The organism is Saccharopolyspora sp. 7B, from assembly GCF_020177435.1.
Lineage (GTDB): Bacteria > Actinomycetota > Actinomycetes > Mycobacteriales > Pseudonocardiaceae > Saccharopolyspora_C > Saccharopolyspora_C gregorii.
The window spans coordinates 1-23,804 of record NZ_JAIUKC010000072.1 but is presented as its reverse complement, the minus strand read 5'-3'; the positions used below and the strand labels follow the sequence as shown (position 1 = coordinate 23,804).

The following is a 23,804-nucleotide window of genomic DNA, read 5'->3' as shown; positions in this document are numbered from 1 at the left end:
CCCCCCCCCGGGTTGCCACATATACACCGCCGGGGCCCGGGGCGCGGCCGCGCCCCGGTCCGCCGCGGGGGGCCCGGCCCCCCGTGCCGCGGAAAACCCGAGCAGGGAAAGCGCCCTGACAGGGATGAAACCCGAGCAGGGAACTCTAGAAAGGAAATCATGAGCGCGAAGCTGCAGAAGGCCAACGGCATCGAGTTCGCCGTCGCCGACCTGAGCCTGGCCGAGGCCGGCAGGCACCAGATCCGGCTGGCCGAGCACGAGATGCCCGGTCTGATGGCTACTCGCCGGGAGTACGCGGACTCCAAGCCGCTCAAGGGCGCGCGGATCGCGGGTTCGCTGCACATGACGGTGCAGACCGCGGTGCTCATCGAGACCCTGGTCGAGCTCGGCGCCGAGGTGCGCTGGGTGTCCTGCAACATCTTCTCCACCCAGGACGAGGCCGCCGCGGCGGTCGTCGTCGGCAAGAACGGCACCCCGGACAAGCCCGCCGGCGTCCCGGTCTTCGCCTGGAAGGGCGAGACCCTCGCCGACTACTGGTGGTGCACCGACCAGCTGTGGGAGTTCGGCGACGGCAAGGTCGCCAACATGATCCTCGACGACGGCGGCGACGCCACCCTGCTCGTGCACAAGGGCGTCGAGTTCGAGGCCGCCGGTGCGGTCCCGCAGGCCACCGACGACGACCCGGACGAGTTCAAGGTCGTCCTGGAGACGCTGCGCAACAGCCTGGCGAAGAGCAAGGACCGCTTCACCAAGCTCGCCGCCGAGATCAAGGGCGTCACCGAGGAGACCACCACCGGCGTGCACAAGCTCTACGAGCTGGTGAAGACCGGTGAGCTGCTGTTCCCGGCGATCAACGTCAACGACTCGGTCACCAAGTCGAAGTTCGACAACAAGTACGGCTGCCGCCACTCGCTCGTCGACGGCATCAACCGCGCCACCGACACCCTGATCGGCGGCAAGGTCGCCGTGATCGCCGGCTTCGGCGACGTCGGCAAGGGCTCCGCCGAGTCGCTGCGCGGCCAGGGCGCTCGCGTGATCGTCACCGAGATCGACCCGATCTGCGCGCTGCAGGCAGCGATGGAGGGCTACGAGGTCAAGACCCTCGACGAGGTCGTCGAGTTCGCCGACATCTTCATCACCACGACCGGCAACTTCAACATCATCACCGCCGACCACATGGCGAAGATGAAGCACCAGGCCATCGTGGGCAACATCGGCCACTTCGACAACGAGATCGACATGGCCGGTCTGGAGAAGACCCCGGGCATCAAGAAGGTCGAGATCAAGCCGCAGGTGCACGAGTTCACCTTCACCGACGGCCACTCCATCCTGGTGCTGTCCGAGGGCCGGCTGCTGAACCTGGGCAACGCCACCGGGCACCCGAGCTTCGTCATGTCCAACTCGTTCACCAACCAGACCCTGGCGCAGATCGAGCTGTGGACGAAGCCCGGCGAGTACGGCAAGGACGTCTTCGTGCTGCCCAAGCACCTGGACGAGAAGGTCGCCCGCCTGCACCTGGACGCACTCGGCGTCAAGCTCACCAAGCTGACCAAGGCGCAGGCCGAGTACATCGGCGTCGACGTGGACGGCCCGTACAAGCCGGAGCACTACCGGTACTGATCCGCCACCGCGGACCAGCCCCGCGTGGGCGCCACCGCCCGGACCTCGTCCCGGGCGGTGGCGGCCCCCGCCTGCCACGACAAGACCCGTCGAGGGGTCGGCGCCCTCCCGCTCCCGTCCCTCGAACCCGATTTCCGGTCGCGGTCCGCACGCGCCCGGCCCCCACGCGCGCGGCCGGGCGGGTTCGCGAGGACCCGCGAGGAAGGAAGGCCTGAGGCCGACATGGACACGATCGCACTCGAACTGGCACCGCCCGACCTCGACGGTGGACACGAGAAGGCCGTGGCGGAAGGCCGCAAGGTGGCCGAGAACAGCCGCGCTGCCGGGCTCGCCGACCGCATCGGCCACCTGATGATCCCGGGCATCATCGCCGAGGACGACGACCGCCCGATCGAGATGAAGCCGAAGATGGACGTCATCGACTTCTGGAACGCGGTGCGCCCGGAGATCGGCGACGTGAAGGGGCTGTGCACCCAGGTCACCGCCTTCCTCGACGAGCAGCAGCTCGGCGACCGGCTGGTGGACCTGCGCAAGGCGGGCATGGAGGGCATCGCGTTCGTCGGCGTGCCCCGCACCATGTCCGACGGCGAAGGCGGCGGGGTGCCGCCCACCGACGCGCTCGCCAAGTTCCAGGACGTGGTGCCGAACCGCGGTTCCATCCTCATCCCGACCCGCGAGGGCGAGCACGGCCGGTTCAACTTCAAGTGCGAACGCGGCGCCAACTACGGCATGACGCAGCTGCTGTACTCGGACGCCATCGTCGGATTCCTGCGGGAGTTCGCCGCGAAGACACCGCACCGGCCGGAGATCCTGCTGTCGTTCGGCTTCGTACCGGGCGTGGAGGCCAAGCGCGGCCTCATCGACTGGCTCATCCAGGACCCGGGCAACCCGGCGGTCGAAGCCGAGCAGCGGTTCGTCGCCTCCATCACCGGGTTGAGCTTCGAGGAGCGCAAGCGCAAGCTGCTCGACCTGTACAAGAGCGTCATCGATGGCGTGGCGGGGCTCGGGTTCCCGCTGAGCCTGCACCTGGAAGCCCCGTACGGGTACTCGAAGCCCGCGTTCGAGGTGTTCGCCGAGATGATCGACTACTGGGCGCCGGCCCAGCGGGCGGCCTGAGGGGCCTTTGCTCGGGTCTTCCTCCGTAGTGGGCGGGTGGCGGAACCTCAGCGGCCCCCTTGCTGCGGGATCTTTTTCCCGAGTGGCTCCGCCACGAGGGAAACGCTGTCCTCGCGAGAGAACCGCTGAGAACCCGCGGGTGGGTCGGCTGCATACGTCGTCGGCGGCTCAGCGGCTCCGCCGCTGACGGGAAGCAGATGAGAACGGTGGCGCGGGCTTGATGCCTGGTCGTGCGCCACTCTGGGACCGGCGTTCGGCGCCGCGCATCGAACGGACCGCTCGGCCACTCCCTTGGGCCGAGCGGTCCGTTCTCGTCAGCGCAGGCGTTCGGCGATCGCGGCGATGTCGGCGGGGGACACCCGGCAGCAGCCGCCGACGAGTGCGGCACCGTCGGCGACCCACCGGTCCACCAGCGCCGGGTCGAACCGCGAGGTGCCGGTCCACCGCTGGTGCACCGCGTCCCAGCCCTCGCCGCTGTTCGGGTACACCACCACGGGTTTGCCGGTGACCGCCCGCGCCACCGGCACCGCGCGGGTCGCGTCCGCGGGGGAGCAGCAGTTCACCCCGACCGCGAGCACGTCGTCCCGCCCGGCCACGAGCGCGAACGCCTCGTCCAAGGGCTGGCCGGCGCGGGTGCGCTCCCCGGAGATCGTGTACGACAGCCAGGCCGGGACGCCGAGCCCGCTCAACGCGTCCAGCAGCGCGGCCGCCTCGTCGACGTCCGGCACCGTCTCCAGCGCGAACAGGTCCGGCGCGGCCTCGGCGAAGACCTCCATCCGCGCGCGGTGGAACGCCACCAGCTCGCGGTGCCCCAACCCGTAGCGGCCGCGGTACTCGGAGCCGTCCGCGAGCACCGCCCCGTACGGGCCCACCGAGGCGGCCACGAACCGGCCGGTGCGGTGCGCCGCGGTCTTGCCCACCCGGTGCGGCACCGGCGCCAGGTGCGCGGCCTCCTGCGCGAGCTCCACGCTGCGCCGCATCAGCTCCGCCGCCTGCTCGCGGCCGATGCCGTGCGCCGCGAACCCCTCGAAGCTCGCCTGGTACCCGGCGGACTTCGCGACCTCCGCGCCCGCGGCGAAGAAGTCCTCGTGCGTCGCCACGACGTCGTCCGGCGCGTCCACCAGGTAGCGCGCCGACCACAACCCGCCGGACAGGTCCGCGCCCCGCGCCTCCAGCGCCGTCGCCAGCCCGCCGTCCAAGATCCGCGGACCGCCCGCGACCAGCTCGTCCACCCCGACACCCATACGGGCAAGGTAATCCTTCCGGCGCGCGTGCTCCCGCCGCCCACGTCGCGGCTCTCACCAGGTGGGCTGCCACCCCTCCGCCACGTCGGACTGCTCGGCACGCATCAGCTCGTGCAGGTAGAACGCCCGGTCGGCCAGCTCACCGAGCTGCGCGGTGGTCAGCTCGATCGCCGCCTCTCCCTGCCGCAGCGCCACCGAACGCGGTGTCGCGACGCTCAGCACCACCTCCGCGCTCGCCGGATCCATCTCTGCCGGAATGCGCCATCCCTCGTTCGCCACGCTCGCTCCTCATGATCAACCGATTGCGTGAAGCGCACGCTAGAAGCCTTCCGGCCGGCACGGCAGCCGGTTGCAAATCGGGGTGAGAATCGCTGGTGTATCAGCTGTTTCACGAAGTGTGCCTACGGAACGCGCGGAAGCGGAGGTAGGCCGGTGCGGCGGGGAGCAAGGTGCGTCAGGTGGGGCTGGGCGCGGGTCTGCGCAAGGCCCGCGAGGAATGCCGGATGTCCACCCGATCGGTGGCCGAACGGATCGGTGTCTCGCACACCTCCATCGCCCGCACCGAACTCGGGACGCGGACACCGGAACCGGAAGAGGTCATCGCCCTGTGCGCCGTGTACGGCATCACCGGAAGGCGCCGCGACCAGCTGATCGAGCACGTGGACGGCACCGACTTCAGCACCGCCTGGTTGGCGACCGGACCCGCCACCGCGCAGCAGATCACCAGCCTGGTGGCGTTGGAGACGCGGGCTTCGGAGATCACCGATGTCTCCCTCGGCCTGGCGCCGGGACTGCTGCAGACACCTGAGTACGCCCGCGCCGTCATCGGAACCGGGAACGATGCCGAATGGCTGCTATCGACGAGGCTGGCTCGGCAGGCGTTGTTGACCCGGCCGGACGGCCCGTCGGTGCGCTTCCTCGTCGACGAGTTCGCGCTGCGCCGAGTGATCGGCGGGAACACGGCCACCCGCCACCAGCTCGAGCACCTGAACCGGGTTCAGGAGAACCCGCGAGTCCGAATTCAGGTCGTGCCGCGCGATGCAGGGGTCCACGCCGGGTTGGACGGTGCTTTCGTCGTGCTCGAGTTCCCGGCGCGCGAACCCCACGTGTACGTCGAAGCGCGTCGAGTCGGGCTCTTCCTGACTCGCCCCCCAGGACGTTGGACCCTTCATCAGCGGAGTGGAAGATATCGATTCGAAAGCGCTGTGCGAGCAGAGCTCTGCGAAGCTCATCCGGCGGATCTGCGAGGAACTGGGCGAAGTCTGATGGCTGAGGTGTGGCGCAAGAGCACCCGTAGCGGCTCCAACGGCAACTGCGTCGAAGTGGCCATCGCCCCCGCCGAGACCCGGGTGCGGGACTCCAAGGAACCTGACGGCGCGTGGCTGCGGATTCCGGCGGCGCGGTGGCACGGATTCCTGAACTCGGTGGTGCGCGGGCGCTTCGGCGGGTGAACGGCCTGGCGGGATGTCGCCAGGAGGGCCCGGGAGCGGCGGTGGTGGCGCGATCATCGCCGCATGACCACCGCCTCGACCACCGCCCGCATCGCCGTCACGTTCGCGGCGGCGCTCGCCGTGACCCTCGTGCCCGCCGGGACCGCGCAGGCCGCCACGGCCTACTGCGAAACCCTCACCGACGCCTCGCACCCCGACTGGATGGGCGGGCTGCCCGACGACACCAGCCTCGCCGCGCTGTCCATCCCCGGCACCCACGACACGCTCTCGCTGCACGGCGGCGACATCACCCAGACCCAGGAGGACCACGGCGACAGCGCGGAAACGCTCACCGCGCAGCTCGACGCCGGGGTTCGCGCCATCGACATCCGGGTGCGGAAGGTGGACGACCTGTTCACCATCCACCACGGCACCTTCTACCAGAACGCCAACTTCGCCGACGTGCTTGCCAAGGCCGACGGCTTCCTCGCCGCGCACCCCGGCGAGGCGATCGTGCTGCGGCTCAAGGCCGAGTGCACCGGCGACATCGGGTCCTGCACCGACGAGAACAGCTCCAAGGACACCGCCGAGATCCTCGACTGGTACCGGGACAACGACCCGAACGGCGGGCGGCTGCTCAACCCCGCCGACGACGGGATGCCGGACCTCGGCTCGGTGCGCGGGAAGATCGTCCTCGGCTCGCTGCAGGAAGCGCAGGGCGGGCTCGTCGACGGGTACGGGCTGTCCCAGTTCACCAACGACAACTGGGGCGAGTACGTGCAGGACGAGTACCAGGTGCCGACCATCGGCGACATCGAGACCAAGTGGAACCACGTCCGCGACCACTGGGACAAGACGAACGGCGCCGACTCCGGCGAGATGTTCTGGAACTTCAGCAGCGGATCCAGCCTCGGCGCCGACCCGAAGACCGTGGCCTGCGGCACCGGCGGCATCCGCGGCGTCAACGACCACGCGCTCGAACACCTCGCGGGCAACGACGTGCCGCGCACCGGGGTCGTGCTGATGGACTTCCCCGGCGGGGAGCTCATCGACCAGATCATCGCGCGCAACTCCTGACCCGCGGCGGCACCGTTCGCGCTGCCGGTCGGGTCGTCGGTCCGGTGGTTCGAGCGGCCGATGCTCCAGCAGCAGTTCGTGATCTTCACCTTTCGTGATCGGATTGCTGCTGGTAGCGGCCTGGGGTGGTGCCGGACGTGGCCCGGCTGCCGCGGTCGGGGTGTGGGCGAAGCGTTCGATCGTGCCGTTGGTCCGGGAGCGGGGCAGCGGACTCGAACCGGTCCAGTGCACGGGGCTGACCGAACGGTCCTGCTCGCCGGATTTCCGCGCAGTCTCGGGCGAGGAGAACCGCCGCGACCGGTAACCGAGGAATGCGGCACTGCGGCCGTGCGGATCACCAAGTTCACCCATGCCTGCGTACGGCTGGAACACGAGGGCAGGGTCCTGGTCATCGATCCGGGGACCTGGAGTGAGCCGGGGGCGCTCATCGGCGCGGACGCCGTGCTCGTGACCCATGAGCACGCGGACCACATCGACGTCCTCCGCTTGGCGGGGCTCCGCGTTCCGGTCTACGCGCCGGCCGGCGCCGCCATCACCGGTGTGGACTTCGTCGGCGTCTCTTCCGGCGAAGCGTTCACCGCAGCGGGTTTCCCGGTGCTCGCGTTCGGCAGCCCGCACGCAGCCGTCCACAACGGACAGCCCGGCTGCGCGAACCTGGGCTATCTGGTCGACGGTTCGCTCTACCACCCCGGCGATTCGCTGCACGTGCCCGGGCAGCCGGTGGAGACGCTGCTCGTTCCGGCCCACGCGTCCTGGCTGAAACTCGCGGAAGCCGTCGAGTTCGTCAACGCTGTGCACCCGCGACGCGCGTTCGCGATCCACGATGCCATGCTCAACGAGCGCGGCCTGCGGAGCATCAACAACTGGCTCGCGCAAGCCACCGACAGCGACTACCGCTATCCGGCGCCCGGCGAGTCCCTGTGAACCGTTGGTGCTCCAGCCGGGTTCGGTGATCTGGTTCGTGTCTTCGCCGGTAGTGCCGAAGTCGTGGATCGTCGAACCCGGCCCGGTGTCGCGAGGCAGGCGTACCCGAGGATGCGGAGTGCGCGCGTAGGTCATCGCGGACCCGTCGGCATCCGAGGTCGCGACATTCGGCAGCCGCTGCGTCCCATCCGGGCCGGCATCGCCGGTCACCTCCGGCAGCGTCCACCCGTTCTTGCCAGCCAGTAGCGCCGGCGAACCTCGCGCGTACGCCGCAGCCCGCCGCCGCAGCCCCACCCGGTAAGACCGGCCCGACCGCTGCGGCCAGGTGGTGCGCACCGCCGAGGCGTTCGTGCGGTCGCCGGGTCGTCCGGTCGAGCGTCGCGCGGTCGCCGGTTCGTGCCGCCAGGTGCTGGGGGCCGCCGGTCGGTTCGCCCGGCCGAACCGGACAGCGCCGCCGGGCCGGGCGAACGGTGCAGCGCCCGTCTTCGCTCGGCGCACGGTGTTACTGCAGGTGCCCACTGGAACACGCCGCGGCAGCAACGAAGATGGACCTGTCACCCGTCTCCAGCAGAGAGGGCCGGCATGTCCGAGAAATGGCTCCGCAGCAGCCGCAGCGGCTCGGTCGGCAACTGCGTCGAGGTCGCCCGCTGCGCCGATGTCACCCTCATCCGCGACTCCAAGCAACCGCACGGCGCGCGGCTGCGCGTCTCCCCGGAACGCTGGCGGGGCTTCCTGGACCTCGTCGGCTCCGACCACTGGCACCACCCCTGACCCGTCCGTCGCGGCCGCTGCGCGGCCTCAGGTGAGCACCCCGTTCGTCCGACGGCGATGGGCGAACGCACCTGTCGCCGTCGTGCCGGAACCGGGCTCGTAGGACTCGCCGAGAGCGGACGGTGGGCCGTTCACCTGCGGCGGGGCCGGGGGCGTCCGCGGGGGAGACCATGATCGCGTTTTCCGGAACGGTGCTGGGTGGTGTCACCGCACCGGGTTAACGTGGGGGGGGAAGTCAGGTGGGAACGGAGGCGTGATGGACACGGAGAGCACGCTCGCGGCGCTGCGGGCACGGGTACCGGAACAGCGGTTGGTGACCGACCCGGACTCCGTCGGCCGGTACGCCCACGACGAAGCCGAGTGGGCCCCGCACGGCACCCCCGCCGCCGTCGTGCGCCCGGAGAGCACCGACGACGTGGTGGCGGTCGTGCAGGTCTGCCACGAACTCGGCGTGCCCGTGGTGCCGCGCGGCGCCGGTACCGGCCTCTCCGGCGGTGCCAACGCCCTCGACGGCTGCGTGCTGATCTCCTTCGAGCGGATGAACCGGATCCTCGAGATCAACCCGCGGGAGCAGCTCGCCGTCACCCAGCCCGGCGTGGTCAACGACGACTTCCGGGCCGCCTGCCGTGAACACGGCGCCTGGTACCCGCCGGACCCGGCCAGCTCGCCCTGGTCGACGATCGGCGGCAACGTCGCCACCAACGCCGGTGGGGTGTGCTGCGTGAAGTACGGCGTCACCCGGGACTACGTGCTCGGGCTCGAAGCCGTCGTCGGCAGCGGCGAGGTCGTGCGCCTCGGACGGCGCACCGCGAAGGGCGTCACCGGCTACGACCTGTGCGGGCTGTTCGTCGGCTCCGAAGGGACCCTCGGCATCATCACCGAGATCACCGTCAAGCTGCTGCCGGGCGTGCGCGCCCCGGAACGCACCGTCGTCGGCTACTTCGACTCGCTCGTCGCCGCCGGGGAAGCCGTCGCCGCCGTCGCGGCCTCGGGCGTGGTGCCCTCCGCGCTGGAACTGCTCGACCGGCACTGCCTGCGCGCCGTGGACGAGTGGAAGAACATGGGTCTCAGCGACGAAGCCGAAGTGCTGCTGCTCGGCCGCTCCGACACTCCGGGCGAGGCGGGTGAGCAGGAGGTCGCCACGCTCGTCGAGTGCTTCGAGAAGGGCGGCGCCACCTTCAGCGCCGCCTCCACCGACCAGCACGAAGCCGACGCCCTGTTCGCCGCGCGCAGGTTGGCGTACCCGGCGCTGGAACGGCTCGGCCCGCTGCTCACCGAGGACGTGTGCGTGCCGCGAGCCCTGGTGCCGGACATGCTCGCGAAGGTCGAGGCGGCCGCGCAGCGGCACGACACCCTCATCGCGAACATCGCGCACGCCGGGGACGGCAACCTGCACCCGCTGATCATCACCCCGGCCGGGGACGAGGCGGCGCGGACGCGGGCGCAACGCGCGTTCGACGACATCGTCGCCGACGCCATCGCCCTCGGCGGCACCGTCAGCGGCGAGCACGGCATCGGCCTGCTCAAGCGGGCGGGCCTGCACGACGAGCTCGGGCCCACCGTGGTCGGCATGCACCACGCGGTGAAGAACGGCCTCGACCCGGCGGGGATCTTCAACCCCGGCAAGGTCTTCGGCACGCCGGAGGGGTGATCTCCTCGTTCGCCCAGCCTCGGTCGATCGATCGGGCCGCGCTCGGCTCTGCTGGGGCTCGGGTGCGGTAGCTCATCTCGGTCGCCCGCGGAGGAGGTCTCGGGCGGCGTCCTCCACGGTCTGCTCGTCCAGCAGCACGTGCCCTGCGGCGGCGCCGAGCGGGATGAAGCTGTCCGCGCTGGTCACGCGGGCGATCGGTCCCGTGAAACCGCCGTCGACCAGCGCCGTCACCACCGGTTCGGAGACGCCGCCGCTGCGGCGGGTCTCGTCGACCACCAGCACCCGGCCGGTCGCCCGGGCCGCGGCGAGCAGGTCGGCGGCGGGCAGCGGGCTCAGCCAGCGCAGGTCCAGCACCCGGACACCCGCGCCCTCGCGGCGCAGGCGCCGCGCCACCCGCAGGCACCTGGGCAGGCCGTTGCCGAAGGTCACCAGGGTCAGCTCGCCGCCGTCGCCGTGGGTGCGGGCCCGGCCGATCGGCACGTGCTCCTCGCTCGGCGCCGGGTACCGGGCGCGCCAGCCGTCGTCGCCCGGCTCGTGCAGGTCCCGCTCGTGGTAGAGCGCGATCGGTTCGAGGAACACGCATACGCGCCCGTCCTCGCGCGCCGCGGCCACGCAGGTGCGCAGCATCGCCGCGGCGTCCTCCGGCCGGGACGGGGAGGCCACCACCAGGCCGGGGATGTCCCGCAGCGCCGCCACCGAGTTGTCGTTGTGGAAGTGCCCGCCGAACCCCTTCTGGTAGCCGTAGCCCGCGATCCGCACCACCATCGGGTTGCGGAACCGTCCGTCGGAGAAGAACCCCAGCGTCGCCGCCTCGCCGCGCAGCTGGTCCGCCGCGTTGTGCAGGTAGGCGAGGTACTGGATCTCCGGGATCGGCAGCATCCCGGCCAGCCCGCTGCCGAGGGCGGTGCCGAGGATGCTCTGCTCGTCGAGCAGGGTGTCGAACACGCGTAGCCCGCCGTAGCTCCGGCGCAGGCCGCGCGTCACCCCGTACACCCCGCCCTTGGTCCCCACGTCCTCGCCGAACACGAGCACCCCGGGATCGGTGGCCAACGCGTCCGCCAACCCGCGGTTGATCGACTCGGCGAGGGTGAGCGGGCCTTCCGATTCCGGTGGCGCGGTGCCGAAGTGCGCCGCGCGCCCCGGTTCGACGCGGGTCGCCCGGTCGCGCACCGCCGCGGGATGCGCCGGGGCGATCGCGGCCATCACCTCGGCGCGGTCGGCGAGCTTCGGCCGGGACAGCACTTGCTCTGCGGTGCGGGCGACCGCGGCGCGCGCGGCCTCGTAGCGCTCCAGCACCGCGCCGGGGGAGCGGACGCCGCGGCGCACCAGCGCGGTCGCGGTGGCCAGCAGCGGGTCTCGCGCGTGGTCGGCGAGGATCTCGGACCTCGTGCGGTAGCCCGATTCGACGTCGGAACCGGCGTGCCCCATCAGCCGGACCGTGCGCAGGTGCAGCAGCGCGGGCCGCCGGTGCACCCGCACCCAGTCCGCCAGCTCGGCCGCGATCTCCAGGCAGCGGACCGGATCGGCACCGTCCGAAGTGGAATAGCGCAGCGCCGGGTGCCGCGCCGCGGCGATCCAGTCCGGTGGGGTGCGCACGCTGATGCCGATCCCGTTGTCCTCGCACACCAGCAGCAGCGGCACCGGCAGACCTTGGTGCGCGGTGTGCGCCGCGGCGTTGATCGCGCCGAGCGCGGTGGAGTGGTTCGCGGAGGCGTCGCCGAAGCTGGTCACCACCACCGAGTCCGGCGGCCACTCGCAGCGCAGCCCGAGCCGCTCGGCGCGGCCCAGCGCGAACGCCAGCCCGGTGGCCCGCGGCAGGTGCGAGGCGATGGTGGAGGTCTGCGGGACGATGCCGAGCTCGCCGTGCCCGAAGACCTTGTGCCTGCCCGCCGAGATCGGTTCCTCCGCGGAAGCGACGACGCCGAGCAGCACGTCCCGCAGCGCGTCGTGCCCCGGAACCTGTGCGGCCCGACGCAGGTAGAACGCCCCGGAGCGGTAGTGCAGCAGCGCCGGATCGGTGGGCCGCAGCGCGGCCGCGACCGCGGCGTTCGACTCGTGCCCGCTGGAACCGATGCTGTAGAAGCCGAGCTTGCGGCGGCCCAGCGACCGCGCGGCGAAGTCCAGGTGCCTGCTCCCGGCCTGCGCGTCGAACAGGTCCAGCAGTGCGGTATCAGAGACGGGACCGTCGGCGGGGCCGGGCTCGTCGCCCGGCGCGAGTTCCGCCACCGCGGTGCGGAAGTGCTCGTCGATCTGCTCGACCTGCTCACCGACGTGGTTCATGATCACTCCGTTCCGCTCGGGCACCGACCACGGGACCCGCGCCCGCTTCCGGTTCGGTGTCGTGCCACCGCAGGTCGACCGGTCCTTCCGGCGGGGCGGCGGGTTCTCGGCCGGGTTCGGCGCCGTCGGGCCACACGGGGAACTCGCCCTCGCCCGCCCAGCGCTCGGCGAGGTCCGCGCCCGCTCGGTGCAGGCAGTCCAGCGCGATCGGCAGCAGCGGGTTGGTGTTCTCCTTGCGGTACAGCGCGCGCACCCGGCGCTGCGGTTGCCGGCCCGCGAGCCGGATGATCCGCACCGACCCGGCGCCGAGCGCGAGTCCGGGCAGCAGCGCGACGCCCATGCCGCGGGCCACCAGGTCCCGGATCACCGAGTAGTCGTTGCTGCGGAAGGTGATCCGCGGGACGAACCCGCTCGCGGCGGCCAGCCGCACCAGGGATCGCGCCCCCGAAGTGTCCCGGCGGGTGCAGATCCACGGTTCGTCGGCCAGTTCGTGCAGCGGAATCTCCGCCGCGCCGGTCAGCCGGTGCCCGGCGGGCAGCACCAGCCGCATCGGTTCGGAGACCACTTCGTCCACCCGCAGCTCCGCGGGCCACTGGCGCGGGTCCAGGTCGTACTCGAACACCACCGCGGCGTCGAGCACGCCGTCGAGCACGCTGTCCACCACCTCGTCCGGTTCGCCTTCGTCCAGCTGCAGTTCCGCGTGCGGGCGCCGTTCGAGCACCGAGGCGAGCACGCCGGGCAGGATGCGGGCGTTGGCGGTGGCGAAACCGGCCAGCCGCAGGCTGCCCTCCTCGCCGCTGACCATCGCGCGCACCTCGCGTTCGAGGGATTCCAGCGCCCCCAGCGCGTCCCGGCTGCGTTCGGTCAGCCGGACGGCGAGCGCGGTGCAGCGGGCGCTGCGCGCCGAGCGCTCGAACAGCGGAGCCCCGACGGCGCGTTCGAGCAGCGCCATCTGCTGGGACACCGCCGAGGCGGTGTAGCCCAGTGCCCGGCCCGCCTCCGCGAAGGAGCCGGTGCGCACGCATTCCTGCAGGGTCCGCAGGTGGATCGGGTTGAGCACGCTGATCAGCCACCCGCGCCGATCGGTTCCGCCTCGGCCCGCGCCGACCGGCCGCGCAGTTCCATCGCCGCCCGCACCCGGTCCTGCGCCAGGTCCAGCGCGGCGGTGCGCGGATCGAGGCCGCGGTCCCGCGCGGAGCGCAGCACCAGGGAGGTGTTGTCGCGGCAGCGCTCGGCGACCTCGTCGAGGATCCGGTCCGCGGCGGGGCGGAACGCGGACCGGCGCGCGTCCATCGCGAATCCGGCGGCGATGGCACCCCCGGCGTTGGCGATGAAGTCCGGCACGACGGTGATCCCGCGGTCGGCCAGCACCGCGCGGGCTCCCGGCGTGGTCGGCAGGTTGGCGCCTTCGACCACGAGGTCGGCGCGGACCTCGGCGGCGAGCTCTGCGCCGAGCACGTCCTGCCCGGCCGCGGGCAGCAGCACGTCGCAGTCGACGAGCAGTTCGGCGCCGCGGTCGAGCCGCTTGACCGCCGGGGCGTCGCGCACGCAGGCGTCGCCGTGCTCGGTGCGGCGCGCCAGCCACCACGGCACGTCCAGCCCGTCCGGGTCGTGCACCGCTCCGTCCACTGTGGACAGCGCGACGACCTGCGCACCGAGCTCGTGCAGGCGGCGGACGGCGGCCGCGCCGACCGCGCCGAACCCCTGGACCGACACCCGCGCCCCGGCGATCGGCCGGCCGCGCAGCCGGAGCGCCGCGTCCAACGCGGCCACGACGCCGTGCCCGGTGACGCCGAGCTCGTCGTAGGGCACGCCGCCCAGCACCTCGGGCACCCCGACGGCGGCGCCCCGGTCGCCGAGCTCGTCCTGGATGATCGCGGCGTCCCGCTCGGTCATGCCCATGTCCAGGCCCGCGACGTAGCTGGCGGGGATCTGGTCGGCGAGCTTGCGCGCGAACGCGCGCACCACGCGCTCCTTGTCCGGCGCGGCCGGGTCGGCGACGATGCCCGCCTTCGCACCGCCGTGGAACAGGTCGGCGGCGGCCCACTTCCACGTCATCACCCGGGCCAGCCGGGCGATCTCGGTGACCGTCACCGCGGGGCTCATCCGGATGCCGCCCTTGCCGGTGCCCCGGGCGGTGTTGTCCACCACCAGCACGCCGCGCATCCCGGTCCGGGAGTCGGAGACGCAGACGATCTTCTCGGGGCCCCATTCGTCGATCGACTGCAACGGGTCGTTCACGGCTGCCTCCAGCGTGATGTCGTCGTGCTGCGATGGCGGAACCGCGCGGGTTCCGGGGCGTGCTCGGCGGTCCGGTCGGTCGGCCACCGGTGCGGATCGAACGGTTCCGCGCGCGAGCGGAGGTCGAGGGGTCCGCCGACGGGGTGCTCAGACGAGATTGCGTTCCGGGCGGTGCTCGTCGCGGGCGAAGCGGTCCACGCCGAGCCCGCTGACGTCGACCGGTGGTGGCCGGTCCAGCACCAGGTCGCGGACCACTTCGCCCACCGCCGGGCTCTGCAGGAAGCCGTGCCCGGAAAAACCGGTCGCGTACAGGAACCCGCGCACCTCCGCCGCCGAGCCGATCAGCGCGTTGTGGTCGGGGCTCAGTTCGTAGAGCCCGGCCCAGCGGTGCGCCGCGCCCAGCGCGGCCAGCGCCGGTGCCCGCTGTTCAACGGTGTCCGCGAGCAGTTCGAGCCAGCCGTCGTCGAGGTGCGGCTCGGCGCTGTCCAGCGGGTCCGGCATGCCCATCAGCAGGCCGGGCCCCTCCTCGTGGAAGTAGAAGCCGGTCCCGAAGTCGATGGTGAACGGCAACCGGTCGGGCAACCCGGGTGCCGGTTCGGTGACCAGGATCTGCCGCCGCAGCGGCCGGACCGGCAGCTCGACCCCGGCCATCGCGCCGACGGCCGCCGACCAGGCGCCCGCCGCGCACACCACCGCGGAGGTGGCGACCGGGCCCGCGTCGGTGCGCACCCCGGTCACCGCACCGCCGGTGACCTCGATGCCGGTCACGGCGCAGTGCCGCTGGATCCGCGCGCCGCAGCGGCGCGCTCCGGCGGCGTAGCCCTGCACCACGCCGTCCGGGGTGCAGTGCCCGTCGGTGGGGGAGAAGGCGCCGGCGAGCACGTCCTCCACGGACACGGGTGGCGAGAGCTCGCCCGCCTCCCGTGCGGTGAGCATCCGGCTGGGGACACCGCAGGCGTTCTGCAGCCGCACGGACTCCTCGAACGCCGCCACGTCCGCCGGATCGGTGAGCAGGAACAGGTAGCCGTTCCGGCGCAGGTCGATGCAGCCGCCGGGCCGTTCGTCGAAGCGGGCGAACGCGCGCAGGCTGCGCGCACCGAGCTCGATGTTGACCGGGTCGGAGAACTGCGCCCGCACCCCGCCTGCCGCCTTGCCCGTGCTGCCGGAGCCGAGTTCGCCGCGTTCCAGCAGGAGCACATCCGCTCCCGCCTCGGCGAGGTGGAAGGCGATGGAGGTGCCCATCGCCCCGCCACCAATCACGACGACCTCGGCCCGGCCCGGCGGGGTCACTCGGTGCCGCCCAGTTCGGGCGGCAACCGGTAGCCGCGGTCCGGCTCGACGGTGGCCACGTCCATCTGGGCCTTCTGCAGCTTGCCGGAGAAGTCCCAGTTCAACGACTGCCAGCGGGTGAACTGGTCGAGCACCCAGATGCCCGACTGCCTGCTGCCGTTCCCGGACCGCCCGTTGCCGCCGAACGGCAGGTGCGCCTCCGCGCCGGAGGTCGAGTTGTTCACGCTGACCATGCCGGCCCGGGTGCCCTGGCGGAACCGGAAGGCCGTGGCCGGGTCGGTGGTGTAGACGGCGGCGGAGAGGCCGTATCCGGGCGCGTCGCCGAGCTCGATCGCCTCGTCCAGGCTGTCGAAGGTGCTGACCCCGACGATCGGGCCGAAGGTCTCCTGGGCGAATACGTGGTCCTCGGGCCGCAAGCCGTCCAGCAGCACGGGGTGGTAGAACAGCCCGGCCTCCGGGTCTCCCAAGAACCCGGCGCGCGGCGCGTCACCGCGGATCCGCCCGACGAACTCGGACCCCAGGACCCGGTGGTGGTCGGCGATGGTGTCCAGCACCGCTTCGAAGCCGTTGGCGAACTTCTGGTCGAGCAGCGGCCCGTAGAGCACCTCCTGCGCCGGGTCGCCGATCACCGCGTCGCGCAGCGCGCGGTCGAGCCTGCTCACGAACTCGTCGTGCACGTCCCGGTGCACGATCAGGTTGCCGAGCGAGGTGCAGCGCTGCCCCGCCGTTCCCCAGCCGGAGAACAGCGCGCCCTCCACGGCCAGGTCGAGGTCGGCGTCCGCGGCCACCACCATCGGGTTCTTCCCGCCGAGCTCCAGGCAGGGGCTCTGGGCGTAGCGGCCGCACAGCTCGCCGATGCGCGAGCCGACGGCGCTGGAGCCGGTGAAACCCACCTTGTCGACCAGGCCGTCGCGCAGCGCGGTCTCCAGCCCGGCGTAGGTGGCCTCGCCGTCGGCGTACACCAGGTTCAGCACGCCGCGCGGCACCCCGGCCCGCCAGGCCAGCTCGGCGACGGCGCGCGCGGCCGCGGCGGCGTACTCGGCCGGTTTCCACACCACCGCGTTGCCGCAGAGCAGGGCGGGCACCAGGTACCAGGACGGCACCGCCACCGGGAAGTTCCCCGCGGTGATCACCGCTGCCACGCCCACCGGAACCCGGAAGGTGAACAGCTGCTTGTCCGGCATCTCGGAGGGCACCGTCTGCCCGTAGAGCCGCCTGCCCTCGCCGAGGAAGAAGTCGCAGGTGTCGACGATCTCCTGGACCTCGCCGAGCGCTTCGGCGTAGGGCTTGCCGATCTCCTTGGTCACGAGCCGGGCGAGCGACTCCTTGTTCGCCTCGACCAGCCTGCCGAGCTCGGCGACGACCCGGCCGCGCACGGGAGCGGGCACCTGCGCCCACTCGCGCTGCGCGGTGCGGGCGGCCTTCGCGGCGGCGTGCACCGCGTCCGCTCCGCCGAGCTCGACCCGCGCCACCACGTCGTCCAGCCGCGCGGGGTTGCGGGAGAGGTACTCTCCGGTGCCGGACCCGGTCGCCGCCTCGTGCGCGCCTGCTCCGATCACCGAACTCACCGTCGTCGACACCGTGGTCCACCTCTTCCTCGTGCGTGCTTGCGGGTGCGTGCTCGCGCTCGTGCCGTCGGCGGCCGGGGCCGGTCGGCGAGTCGCTCGTCGGGAACCGGGAAATCGGGTACCGGGGCGTCGGGGCAGGGCGGAGCGGGGAGCCGCCGGAGCGGCGGAGGACTGCCGGCTGCGGTGTGCGACCGGCCGTGGAACTCACGGTAACCGCGCAGGCGTTCGAACATCGAGCATCAGAAGAGTGATTTCCTGACGTTCTGAGCGACAGCGATGCTATTGCTCCGCGAGATCGTCCGCCGCGCGTCCCGGGGCCCCGCGTCCCTAGAGCCCGCATCCCGAGAGCCCGGTGCCCGAACCCCGTTCCCAGCACCCCGCCCCGCGTGCCAGGTTGCGGGGGAACCGCGAACCGGAGGAACCGATGACCGACCTGATGTGGACCGACGCGGACGTGACCGCGGCCCTGGACCTCGACACGGCGATCCGCTCGCAGCGGACCGCGTTCGAAGCGCTCGCCGACGGCCGGGCGCGGCTCGCCCCGAAGGTCTCGGTGCCCAGCGGCACCGGCACCGCGCTGAGCTACCTCGGCACCGTCTCGCCGGAGCACGGCGCCGTCGCCAAGCTCGTCTCGGTGCACCCGGGCAACGCCGAGCTGGACCTGCCGGTGATCTCGGGGACCCTTCTGGTGCTCGACGCCCGCACCGGCGGACCGCGCGCGGTCCTGGCGGGCACCGCGCTCACCGAGCTGCGCACCGCGGCGGGCAGCGCGGTCGCCGTCGACGCCCTCGCTCCCGGAGCGGCGGCCGACCTCGCGGTGCTCGGTTCCGGCGTGCAGGCCCGGGCGCACGTGCGCGCCATCGCCCGCGTGCGGGAGCTGCGGAGCGTCCGCGTGCACGGCCGGAACCGGCAGCGGCGGGAGGCGCTCGCCGCCGAGCTCGCCGCCGAACTCGGGCTCGACGTGCGCCCCGCGGACACCGCCGAGCAGGCCGTCCGCGGCGCCGCGATCATCGCCACCTGCACGCTGAGCGCCGAGCCGGTCGTCGCGACCGACCTGCTGGAACCCGGTGCCACGGTGGTGTCGGTGGGCTCCTTCGAACCGCACCGCCACGAGGTCGACGCGGAGCTCGTGCGGCGCGCGGGGGCGGTCGTGGTCGACGATGCGGACACGGCCGCCGGCCACGCCGGCCCGATCGTGCGCGCGCTGCGCGACGGCGACCTGGACCGGGACCGGCTGCGCTCGCTCGGCGAGGTGCTGACCGGGCGCGCTCCGGGCCGCACCGCGCCGGAGGACCTGGTGTTCTACAACAGCGTCGGCGTGGGGGTGCAGGACGCCGCCGCGGCGCACGCGGTGCTCGGCACGCTCTAGGAGGGCTCGGATGGGTTTCGCGCGGCGGTTGGCGGACTCGCTTGCCGGAGTGCGCCCGGACTTCCCGGGCCGCCTCGGGTTCGCCGCGTGGGACCTGCGCGAGCGGGTGCCGGTGCTCAGCGGCGCCGACCGCGAGGTGCACCCGGCGAGCACCATCAAGGTGCTCGTGATGATCAGCGCGCTGCGGGGCGTCCACGGTGGACTGTTCACCCTGGACGACCAGATGCCGGTTCCCGCGGAACGAGCCGGAGGTTCCGGCGTGCTGCACGAACTGTCCGGAGTGGACCGGCTCGCCCTCGGCGACCTGATCACGCTCATGATCGTGATCAGCGACAACGCCGCGACGAACGCGGTGATCGACGCCGTGGGCTTCCCGGCGATCGCCCGCTGCGCCGCCGACCTGGGGTGCACTGCCACCCGGGTGGAGCGGCGGCTGATGGACGTGCGGGCCCCGGGCCGGAACACGACCAGCGCCCGCGACCAGGCGCGGATCCTGGACCGGCTCGCCACCGCGCGGGCGCTGCCACCGGACCTGACCGCGCACGCGCTGCGCGTGCTCTCCCGCCAGCAGGTGCGCGATCGGCTGCCCGCGCTGCTGCCGGCGGGCGTCCGCTGCTGGAACAAGACCGGCGAGATCGCGCACTCCCGGCACGACGTGGCGCTGATCGGCGACCACCGGCCGCGCGCGGTGGTGGCCGTGCTGGTGGACGAGCTCGCCGACGAGCGGGCCGCGCACCGCCTCGCCTGCGACCGCATCGCGGACCTCGGACTGCGCGTGTTCCACGCGCTGGGGTGACGTCCTCGGCCGGTCGTCAGCGCCGGTGGACGGGTTCTCTGTCCACGAAGGTCAGATCCACCCGGGCCCGGCCGATCTCCTGCGGCGGCAGGGAGAACGGGTCGCGGTCGAGCACCACGAGGTCGGCCGCCTTGCCCGGCTCCAACGACCCGGTCTCGGCGGCGAACCCGTTCGCGCGCGCCGCGCCCGCGGTGTGCGCGGTCAGCGCCGTCTCCAGCCGCAGCGCCTGCTCCGGCAGGAACGCCGAGGCCCCGCCAGGTTCGCGGCGGTTCACCGCGGCGTGCACCGCGGCGAGCGGATCGGGATCGGAGACCGGCCAGTCGCTGCCCGCGGCGAGCGGGGCGCCCGCTTCGTGCAGCGACCGGAACGGGTACTGGCGCGCGGCGCGCTCGGCACCGAGGCGCGGGATGGTCAGCTCCGTCATCGCCGCGTCGGGGACCGCCCAGGCCGGCTGGACGTTCGCGGTCACGCCGAGCTCCCGGAACCGCGGCACGTCGTTCGGGTGCACCACCTGCACGTGCGCGATCTGGTGGCGCAGCCCCGAACCCGGCGCGGCGGCGACGGCGTCCAGCGCCGCGCGCACCGCCCGGTCACCGACGGCGTGGAAGTGCACCGCGAAGTCCGCGGCGGCGAGCGCGGTGACGACCTCCCGCAGCTCGGCGTCCGGGAGGTGGGCCAGCCCGCGGCCCTGCTCGCCGAGGTAGGGGGCTTCCATGGCTGCGGTGCGGTTCTCGCACACCCCGTCCAGCATGACCTTCACGTGCTCGGCCCGGAACCGCTCGCCGCGCGCTCGACGCCGCCGCTCGACCAGCTCCGGGATCTGCTCCGCGCCGCGGCGGCGGTCCCACCACAGCGCGCCCTGCACCCTGGCGCGCAGCCGCCCCGCGCGGTCGAGTTCCCGGTAGGTGTCCAAGACGTCCGCGTGCCCCAAGTAGGCGCCGACGATCGCGTCCTGCCACCCGGTGACGCCGTGCGCGTGCAGCACCCGCTGGCCCTCCAGCAGCGCCGCGCGGTGCTCGCCGGGATCCGGGGCGGGCAACGCGCGGGCCACGAGGTCCGCGGCGCCCTCGTGCAACGTCCCGGTGGGCCGGCCGCGCCCGTCCCGCTCGATCCAGCCGTCCGGGGGATCGGGGGTGTCCGCGCGCACCCCGGCGAGGCGCAGCGCGGCGGTGTTCGCCCAGGCGCTGTGCAGGTCGCGGTTGAGCAGGTACGCGGGCCGGTCCCCGGTCACCGCGTCCAGCTCGCCCGCGGTCGGCGCGCCACCGGGGAACAGCGGCGAGTCCCAGCCGCCGCCGAGCACCCAGCCGGCACCGCCGTGCGCGGCCACGGTCCGCAGGCACTCCGCTGCGCTCGTCGCCGCCGTGAGGTCGCAGCGCAGCCGCCGCAGCCCGCCGAACACCGGGTGCGCGTGCGCGTCCTGGAACCCGGGCAGCAGCAGCCGCCCGGACAACCGCACCACCTCGGTGCGGCTCGTGATCAGCGGCCGCACCGCCGGCTCGCCCAGCGCGAGGACGCGGCCCGCCCGCACGGCGAGCGCGTCGGTGCGCGAACCGCCGGCGTCCGAGGTGACGACCGGGCCGTCCACGAACGCCAGGTCGGCGCCCGTCAGCGATGCTCCTCGCCGGTGATCACCGAGACCGCGAGCTCCCGGTCGTGCTCGTCCACCTCCGGGACCTGGAACCCGGTGCCGCGGATGTGGTCGACCAGCGCCGCGTCCGGCGGGACCCCGTGCTTGCGTAGGTAGTAGCCGACCGCGCCGGGCCAGATCCACCGGCCGTCGGTGTGGAAGGTCAGCGGCACGTCGGCGGGAGCGGCGGGGTCGAGCTGGTCGGTGTCGTAGCTGCGCGCCGCCAGCACCACCGGCGCCCGGTCGAGGTAGTCGACGAGCCCGCGCAGCTCCGCGTCGTCGATCCCGGGCCGGTCCACCTGCGGGCGCCCGTCCTCGTCGACCGAGTCGAAGACCTCCGCGGTGCGCAGCGCGGGCGTGCGGGTGGCGCTGCCGGTCGCGTCCGGGATTCCCGCGCCCCGCGCGAGCCAGGCGGGGATGTTCGCGCCCGCGCGCGGGTAGGTGCGCAGCTCCGCGGCGAACTCCTCGGGCGGCGGGGTGCGGTTCCAGCCCGGCTCGTGGTCGCCGTTGAAGTCGACGCTGTAGCTGCTGGGCCGCTGCAGGCGGTAGAGGGCGCTGATCCAGGTCCCGCGGTCGGCCTCGTGCATGCCGTGGCGGAGGCGGGCGAACAGCCCCGCGACCGCGTCCGGGACCGCGATCGGGATCGGGGTGCCGTTGGGAGCCAGCAGTTGCGCGGCGAGCTCGGCGTGCCCGCCCACGGCGCGGTACTCGACGGTGACCTCGCTCCACGCGGGGGGCATGGAGCGCAGCAGCACCCGGCCCACCTCCTGGATGAGGTTCTGCTGCGCCGCCTGGTCCAGCGCACCCGGCGGATCCTGCGGATCCGGTCGGTGGGGCCCCTGCTCGGGGAGTCCCGGTTGGCTCATGCCTGCATCCTCCCAGCCCGTGCGCGGGCGGCGGAGCCGATTCCCCGAACTCGTGCGCGCCCGACGTCCTGCGTTCACCCGCGCGAAGCCGCGGGCGGACAACTGCCGCGCCCAGAGCTTAAGACCCCGGACGAGTGAGTGTCGGCGGCCAGCTGTCCCCTTCCCGGCGATCTCCGATTAGCCTGGTCAGCGGCTTGCCGGCACATCACGGGCGGGTTTCGCCGTGAACTTCGGATGACGGCGCGAATGTCGGATACGACGATTGTTGACAATAAATCCAGCTCGGGTTTAGCTTCGATCCATCGCCGGCGAGACGTGGAGGTGACCATGCGGGCCCATGAGCACGGCCTTCCCCGTCCCCTCCGCTGGCTGGCTTCTTCATCGCTCTGGCTGCGACATTGAGGCTGATCACCGCTTGAGGCGGTGATCACGACGCGCAGCGCGTGCGGCCGGCCGAGCCGGGCCGGGCCCCGCGGGACCAGTCCCTGAGCGGTGCTCGAACTCCCTCGCCGGAACACGCCCCTTCTGTAGGTAACTCTGGTGGGGGGCATCGAGGCGCCCATGCCATGCACTGCACTTGGGAGGAGGTTCGGCCGGTGGCACTCGTCGACTGCGACCCGCTGATGAGGGTGACCTGGACAGATCCGGTGACGGGGAAGAACGGGTTCCTCGTCGTGCACAGCCTGGTGTCAGGCCTGGCGACCGGCGGAACCCGGATGCGCGCCGGATGCACGATGTCGGAGGTGGAGGACCTGGCGCGGGGGATGGCCCGCAAGACCGCCGTGTTCGACCTGCCGGTCGGTGGCGCCAAGGGCGGCATCGACTGCGATCCCAAGGACCCGGACGCGCACGGCGTGCTGCGCCGCTTCGTCGAGGCCATGCGTCCGTGGATCGACGCGCACTGGGTGACCGCCGAGGACCTGGGCGTGCCGCAGCACCTGATCGACGACGTGTTCGTCGAGGCCGGGCTGCAGCAGTCCTACCACGCGGCGATCCGCCGGGCGCCCGACGTGGAGCACACGCTGCGCCGGGTGCGGGCCGGGCTGAACGCGCCCGTTCCCGGCGGGCTGCTGCTCGGGGATGTGGTCGGCGGCTACGGCGTGGCGCAGTGCTGCCTCGGCGTGGTGCACGCCCGCGCCTGGGACCACGCGAGCACCACCGTCGCGGTGCAGGGCGTGGGGACCATGGGTGGCGGTGCCGCCTGGTACCTGCACGAGGCCGGGCTGAAGGTGGTCGCGGTGGCCGACGCCGCGGGTTCGCTCTACCACCCGGACGGGCTCGACGTGCCCGCGCTGCTGGAGGCCCGGGACCGGTTCGGCGAGATCGACCGCGACCAGGTGCCCGCGGACGTGCAGCGGCTGCCGCGGGACGCGGTGCTCTCGATCGACGTGGACGTGCTGATCCCGGCCGCGGTGTCCTACGCGATCACCCCGGAGCGGGTGGCCCAGGTCAACGCCAAGGTGATCATCGAGGCGGCGAACACGCCGATCACCGCCGAAGCGGAGCGGCAGCTGGCGGACCGCGGAGTGCCGGTGATCCCGGACTTCGTGGCGAACTCCGGCGCGGTCGCCTGGGCGTGGTGGCTGCTGCTGGGCCGGGTGGACGCCGACCCGGTGCTGTCGTTCAGCGTGCTCCGGGAGGAGATGCTGGCGAAGATCCCGCCGCTGCTGGCGGCCTGGGACGCCGACGGCACCACGCCGCGCACGGCCGCGCTGCGGCTCGCGGACTGGCAGACCGAGCAGAACAAGGTGGCGGAGGCCGAGGGGAGGCTGCTGGTCAGCATTCCGTAGGCTCACCGCATCAGACTGGAACGTGGGCGCCCCCCCCCCCCCCGGGGGGGGGGCCCCCCCCCAACGGGGGGAAAGGGGGGGTGGGGGGGGGGGGTTAAACCGCCGGGGGGGGGCCCCCCCGCGGGGGGGAACGTGGGTTGAAAC

Annotated in this window: 19 protein-coding genes; 10 read left to right on the top strand and 9 right to left on the bottom strand. The window is 72.9% G+C overall.

The genetic code is table 11. From position 1 onward, the window contains the following. Positions 1 to 159 precede the first annotated feature (159 nt). Together ahcY and LCD33_RS13260 are read left to right on the top strand one after the other, a co-directional pair. Positions 160 to 1,620, top strand: a complete 1,461-nt coding sequence (gene ahcY / locus LCD33_RS13265; RefSeq protein WP_224958132.1) for an adenosylhomocysteinase — start codon at positions 160 to 162, stop codon at positions 1,618 to 1,620. 222 nt (positions 1,621 to 1,842) lie between these two features. Beyond that, positions 1,843 to 2,736, top strand: a complete 894-nt coding sequence (locus tag LCD33_RS13260; protein ID WP_224958129.1) for a mycobacterial-type methylenetetrahydrofolate reductase — start codon at positions 1,843 to 1,845, stop codon at positions 2,734 to 2,736. A gap of 314 nt (positions 2,737 to 3,050) precedes the next feature. Here the strand turns inward: LCD33_RS13260 and mmuM are convergent, their stop codons facing one another. Next, positions 3,051 to 3,980, bottom strand: a complete 930-nt coding sequence (gene mmuM, locus LCD33_RS13255; RefSeq protein WP_224958127.1) for a homocysteine S-methyltransferase — start codon at positions 3,978 to 3,980, stop codon at positions 3,051 to 3,053. 54 nt (positions 3,981 to 4,034) lie between these two features. Then, positions 4,035 to 4,259 carry a hypothetical protein gene (locus tag LCD33_RS13250; RefSeq protein WP_224958125.1) on the bottom strand — a complete coding sequence of 75 codons (225 nt, stop codon included), beginning with the start codon at positions 4,257 to 4,259 and terminating at the stop codon, positions 4,035 to 4,037. Between the two features lie 179 nt (positions 4,260 to 4,438). Here LCD33_RS13250 and LCD33_RS13245 point away from each other — a divergent pair, with 179 nt between their 5' ends. From LCD33_RS13245 to LCD33_RS13225, 5 genes are all read left to right on the top strand, one after another. Next, positions 4,439 to 5,431 (top strand): Scr1 family TA system antitoxin-like transcriptional regulator, encoded by a 993-nt coding sequence (locus LCD33_RS13245; RefSeq protein WP_224977905.1) that lies wholly within the window; start codon positions 4,439 to 4,441, stop codon positions 5,429 to 5,431. A 63-nt stretch (positions 5,432 to 5,494) separates the two neighbouring features. Continuing rightward, positions 5,495 to 6,487: a phosphatidylinositol-specific phospholipase C gene (locus LCD33_RS13240; protein WP_224958122.1), complete on the top strand. Its 993-nt coding sequence runs from the start codon at positions 5,495 to 5,497 to the stop codon at positions 6,485 to 6,487. A gap of 327 nt (positions 6,488 to 6,814) precedes the next feature. Next, on the top strand, positions 6,815 to 7,411 hold the full coding sequence (locus LCD33_RS13235) for an MBL fold metallo-hydrolase (protein ID WP_224958120.1): 597 nt from the start codon (positions 6,815 to 6,817) through the stop codon (positions 7,409 to 7,411). 582 nt (positions 7,412 to 7,993) lie between these two features. Beyond that, positions 7,994 to 8,182 (top strand): DUF397 domain-containing protein, encoded by a 189-nt coding sequence (locus LCD33_RS13230; protein WP_224958118.1) that lies wholly within the window; start codon positions 7,994 to 7,996, stop codon positions 8,180 to 8,182. Positions 8,183 to 8,438: 256 nt separating this feature from the next. Continuing rightward, entirely contained in the window at positions 8,439 to 9,833 is a 1,395-nt protein-coding gene (locus LCD33_RS13225; protein WP_224958116.1) for an FAD-binding oxidoreductase, read from the top strand. Between the two features lie 72 nt (positions 9,834 to 9,905). Here the strand turns inward: LCD33_RS13225 and LCD33_RS13220 are convergent, their stop codons facing one another. The 5 genes from LCD33_RS13220 to LCD33_RS13200 form a co-directional block, all read right to left on the bottom strand. Then, a complete protein-coding gene (locus LCD33_RS13220; protein WP_224977904.1) occupies positions 9,906 to 12,113 on the bottom strand; it encodes a thiamine pyrophosphate-dependent enzyme in 2,208 nt (735 codons plus the stop codon). Continuing rightward, positions 12,097 to 13,173: a LysR family transcriptional regulator gene (locus LCD33_RS13215; protein WP_224958112.1), complete on the bottom strand. Its 1,077-nt coding sequence runs from the start codon at positions 13,171 to 13,173 to the stop codon at positions 12,097 to 12,099. Before LCD33_RS13215 ends, LCD33_RS13220 begins: the two co-directional genes overlap by 17 nt. Positions 13,174 to 13,178: 5 nt before the next feature. After that, positions 13,179 to 14,354 carry a Glu/Leu/Phe/Val dehydrogenase gene (locus LCD33_RS13210; RefSeq protein ID WP_224958109.1) on the bottom strand — a complete coding sequence of 392 codons (1,176 nt, stop codon included), beginning with the start codon at positions 14,352 to 14,354 and terminating at the stop codon, positions 13,179 to 13,181. Positions 14,355 to 14,501: 147 nt separating this feature from the next. Then, positions 14,502 to 15,644, bottom strand: coding sequence for an FAD-binding oxidoreductase (locus LCD33_RS13205; RefSeq protein WP_224966175.1), 1,143 nt, complete (start codon positions 15,642 to 15,644; stop codon positions 14,502 to 14,504). After that, complete coding sequence (locus LCD33_RS13200) at positions 15,641 to 17,224, bottom strand: aldehyde dehydrogenase family protein (RefSeq protein ID WP_224966174.1); 1,584 nt, start codon at positions 17,222 to 17,224, stop codon at positions 15,641 to 15,643. Before LCD33_RS13200 ends, LCD33_RS13205 begins: the two co-directional genes overlap by 4 nt. Positions 17,225 to 17,636: 412 nt before the next feature. Between LCD33_RS13200 and LCD33_RS13195 the strand changes: the two genes are divergently transcribed. Both LCD33_RS13195 and LCD33_RS13190 read left to right on the top strand, forming a co-directional pair. Next, positions 17,637 to 18,581, top strand: coding sequence for an ornithine cyclodeaminase family protein (locus tag LCD33_RS13195; RefSeq protein WP_224966173.1), 945 nt, complete (start codon positions 17,637 to 17,639; stop codon positions 18,579 to 18,581). 10 nt (positions 18,582 to 18,591) lie between these two features. Beyond that, complete coding sequence (locus LCD33_RS13190; RefSeq protein WP_224966172.1) at positions 18,592 to 19,377, top strand: serine hydrolase; 786 nt, start codon at positions 18,592 to 18,594, stop codon at positions 19,375 to 19,377. Positions 19,378 to 19,393: 16 nt separating this feature from the next. Here LCD33_RS13190 and LCD33_RS13185 read toward each other — a convergent pair whose 3' ends face one another. Beyond that, positions 19,394 to 20,962 (bottom strand): amidohydrolase, encoded by a 1,569-nt coding sequence (locus LCD33_RS13185; RefSeq protein WP_224977903.1) that lies wholly within the window; start codon positions 20,960 to 20,962, stop codon positions 19,394 to 19,396. 20 nt (positions 20,963 to 20,982) lie between these two features. Then, positions 20,983 to 21,870: a hypothetical protein gene (locus LCD33_RS13180; protein ID WP_224958097.1), complete on the bottom strand. Its 888-nt coding sequence runs from the start codon at positions 21,868 to 21,870 to the stop codon at positions 20,983 to 20,985. Positions 21,871 to 22,436: 566 nt separating this feature from the next. Between LCD33_RS13180 and LCD33_RS13175 the strand changes: the two genes are divergently transcribed. Then, the gene (locus LCD33_RS13175; protein WP_224966170.1) at positions 22,437 to 23,660 is read left to right on the top strand and encodes a Glu/Leu/Phe/Val dehydrogenase dimerization domain-containing protein; all 1,224 of its coding nucleotides are present in this window, start codon (positions 22,437 to 22,439) and stop codon (positions 23,658 to 23,660) included. The last annotated feature ends 144 nt before the right edge of the window (positions 23,661 to 23,804 follow it).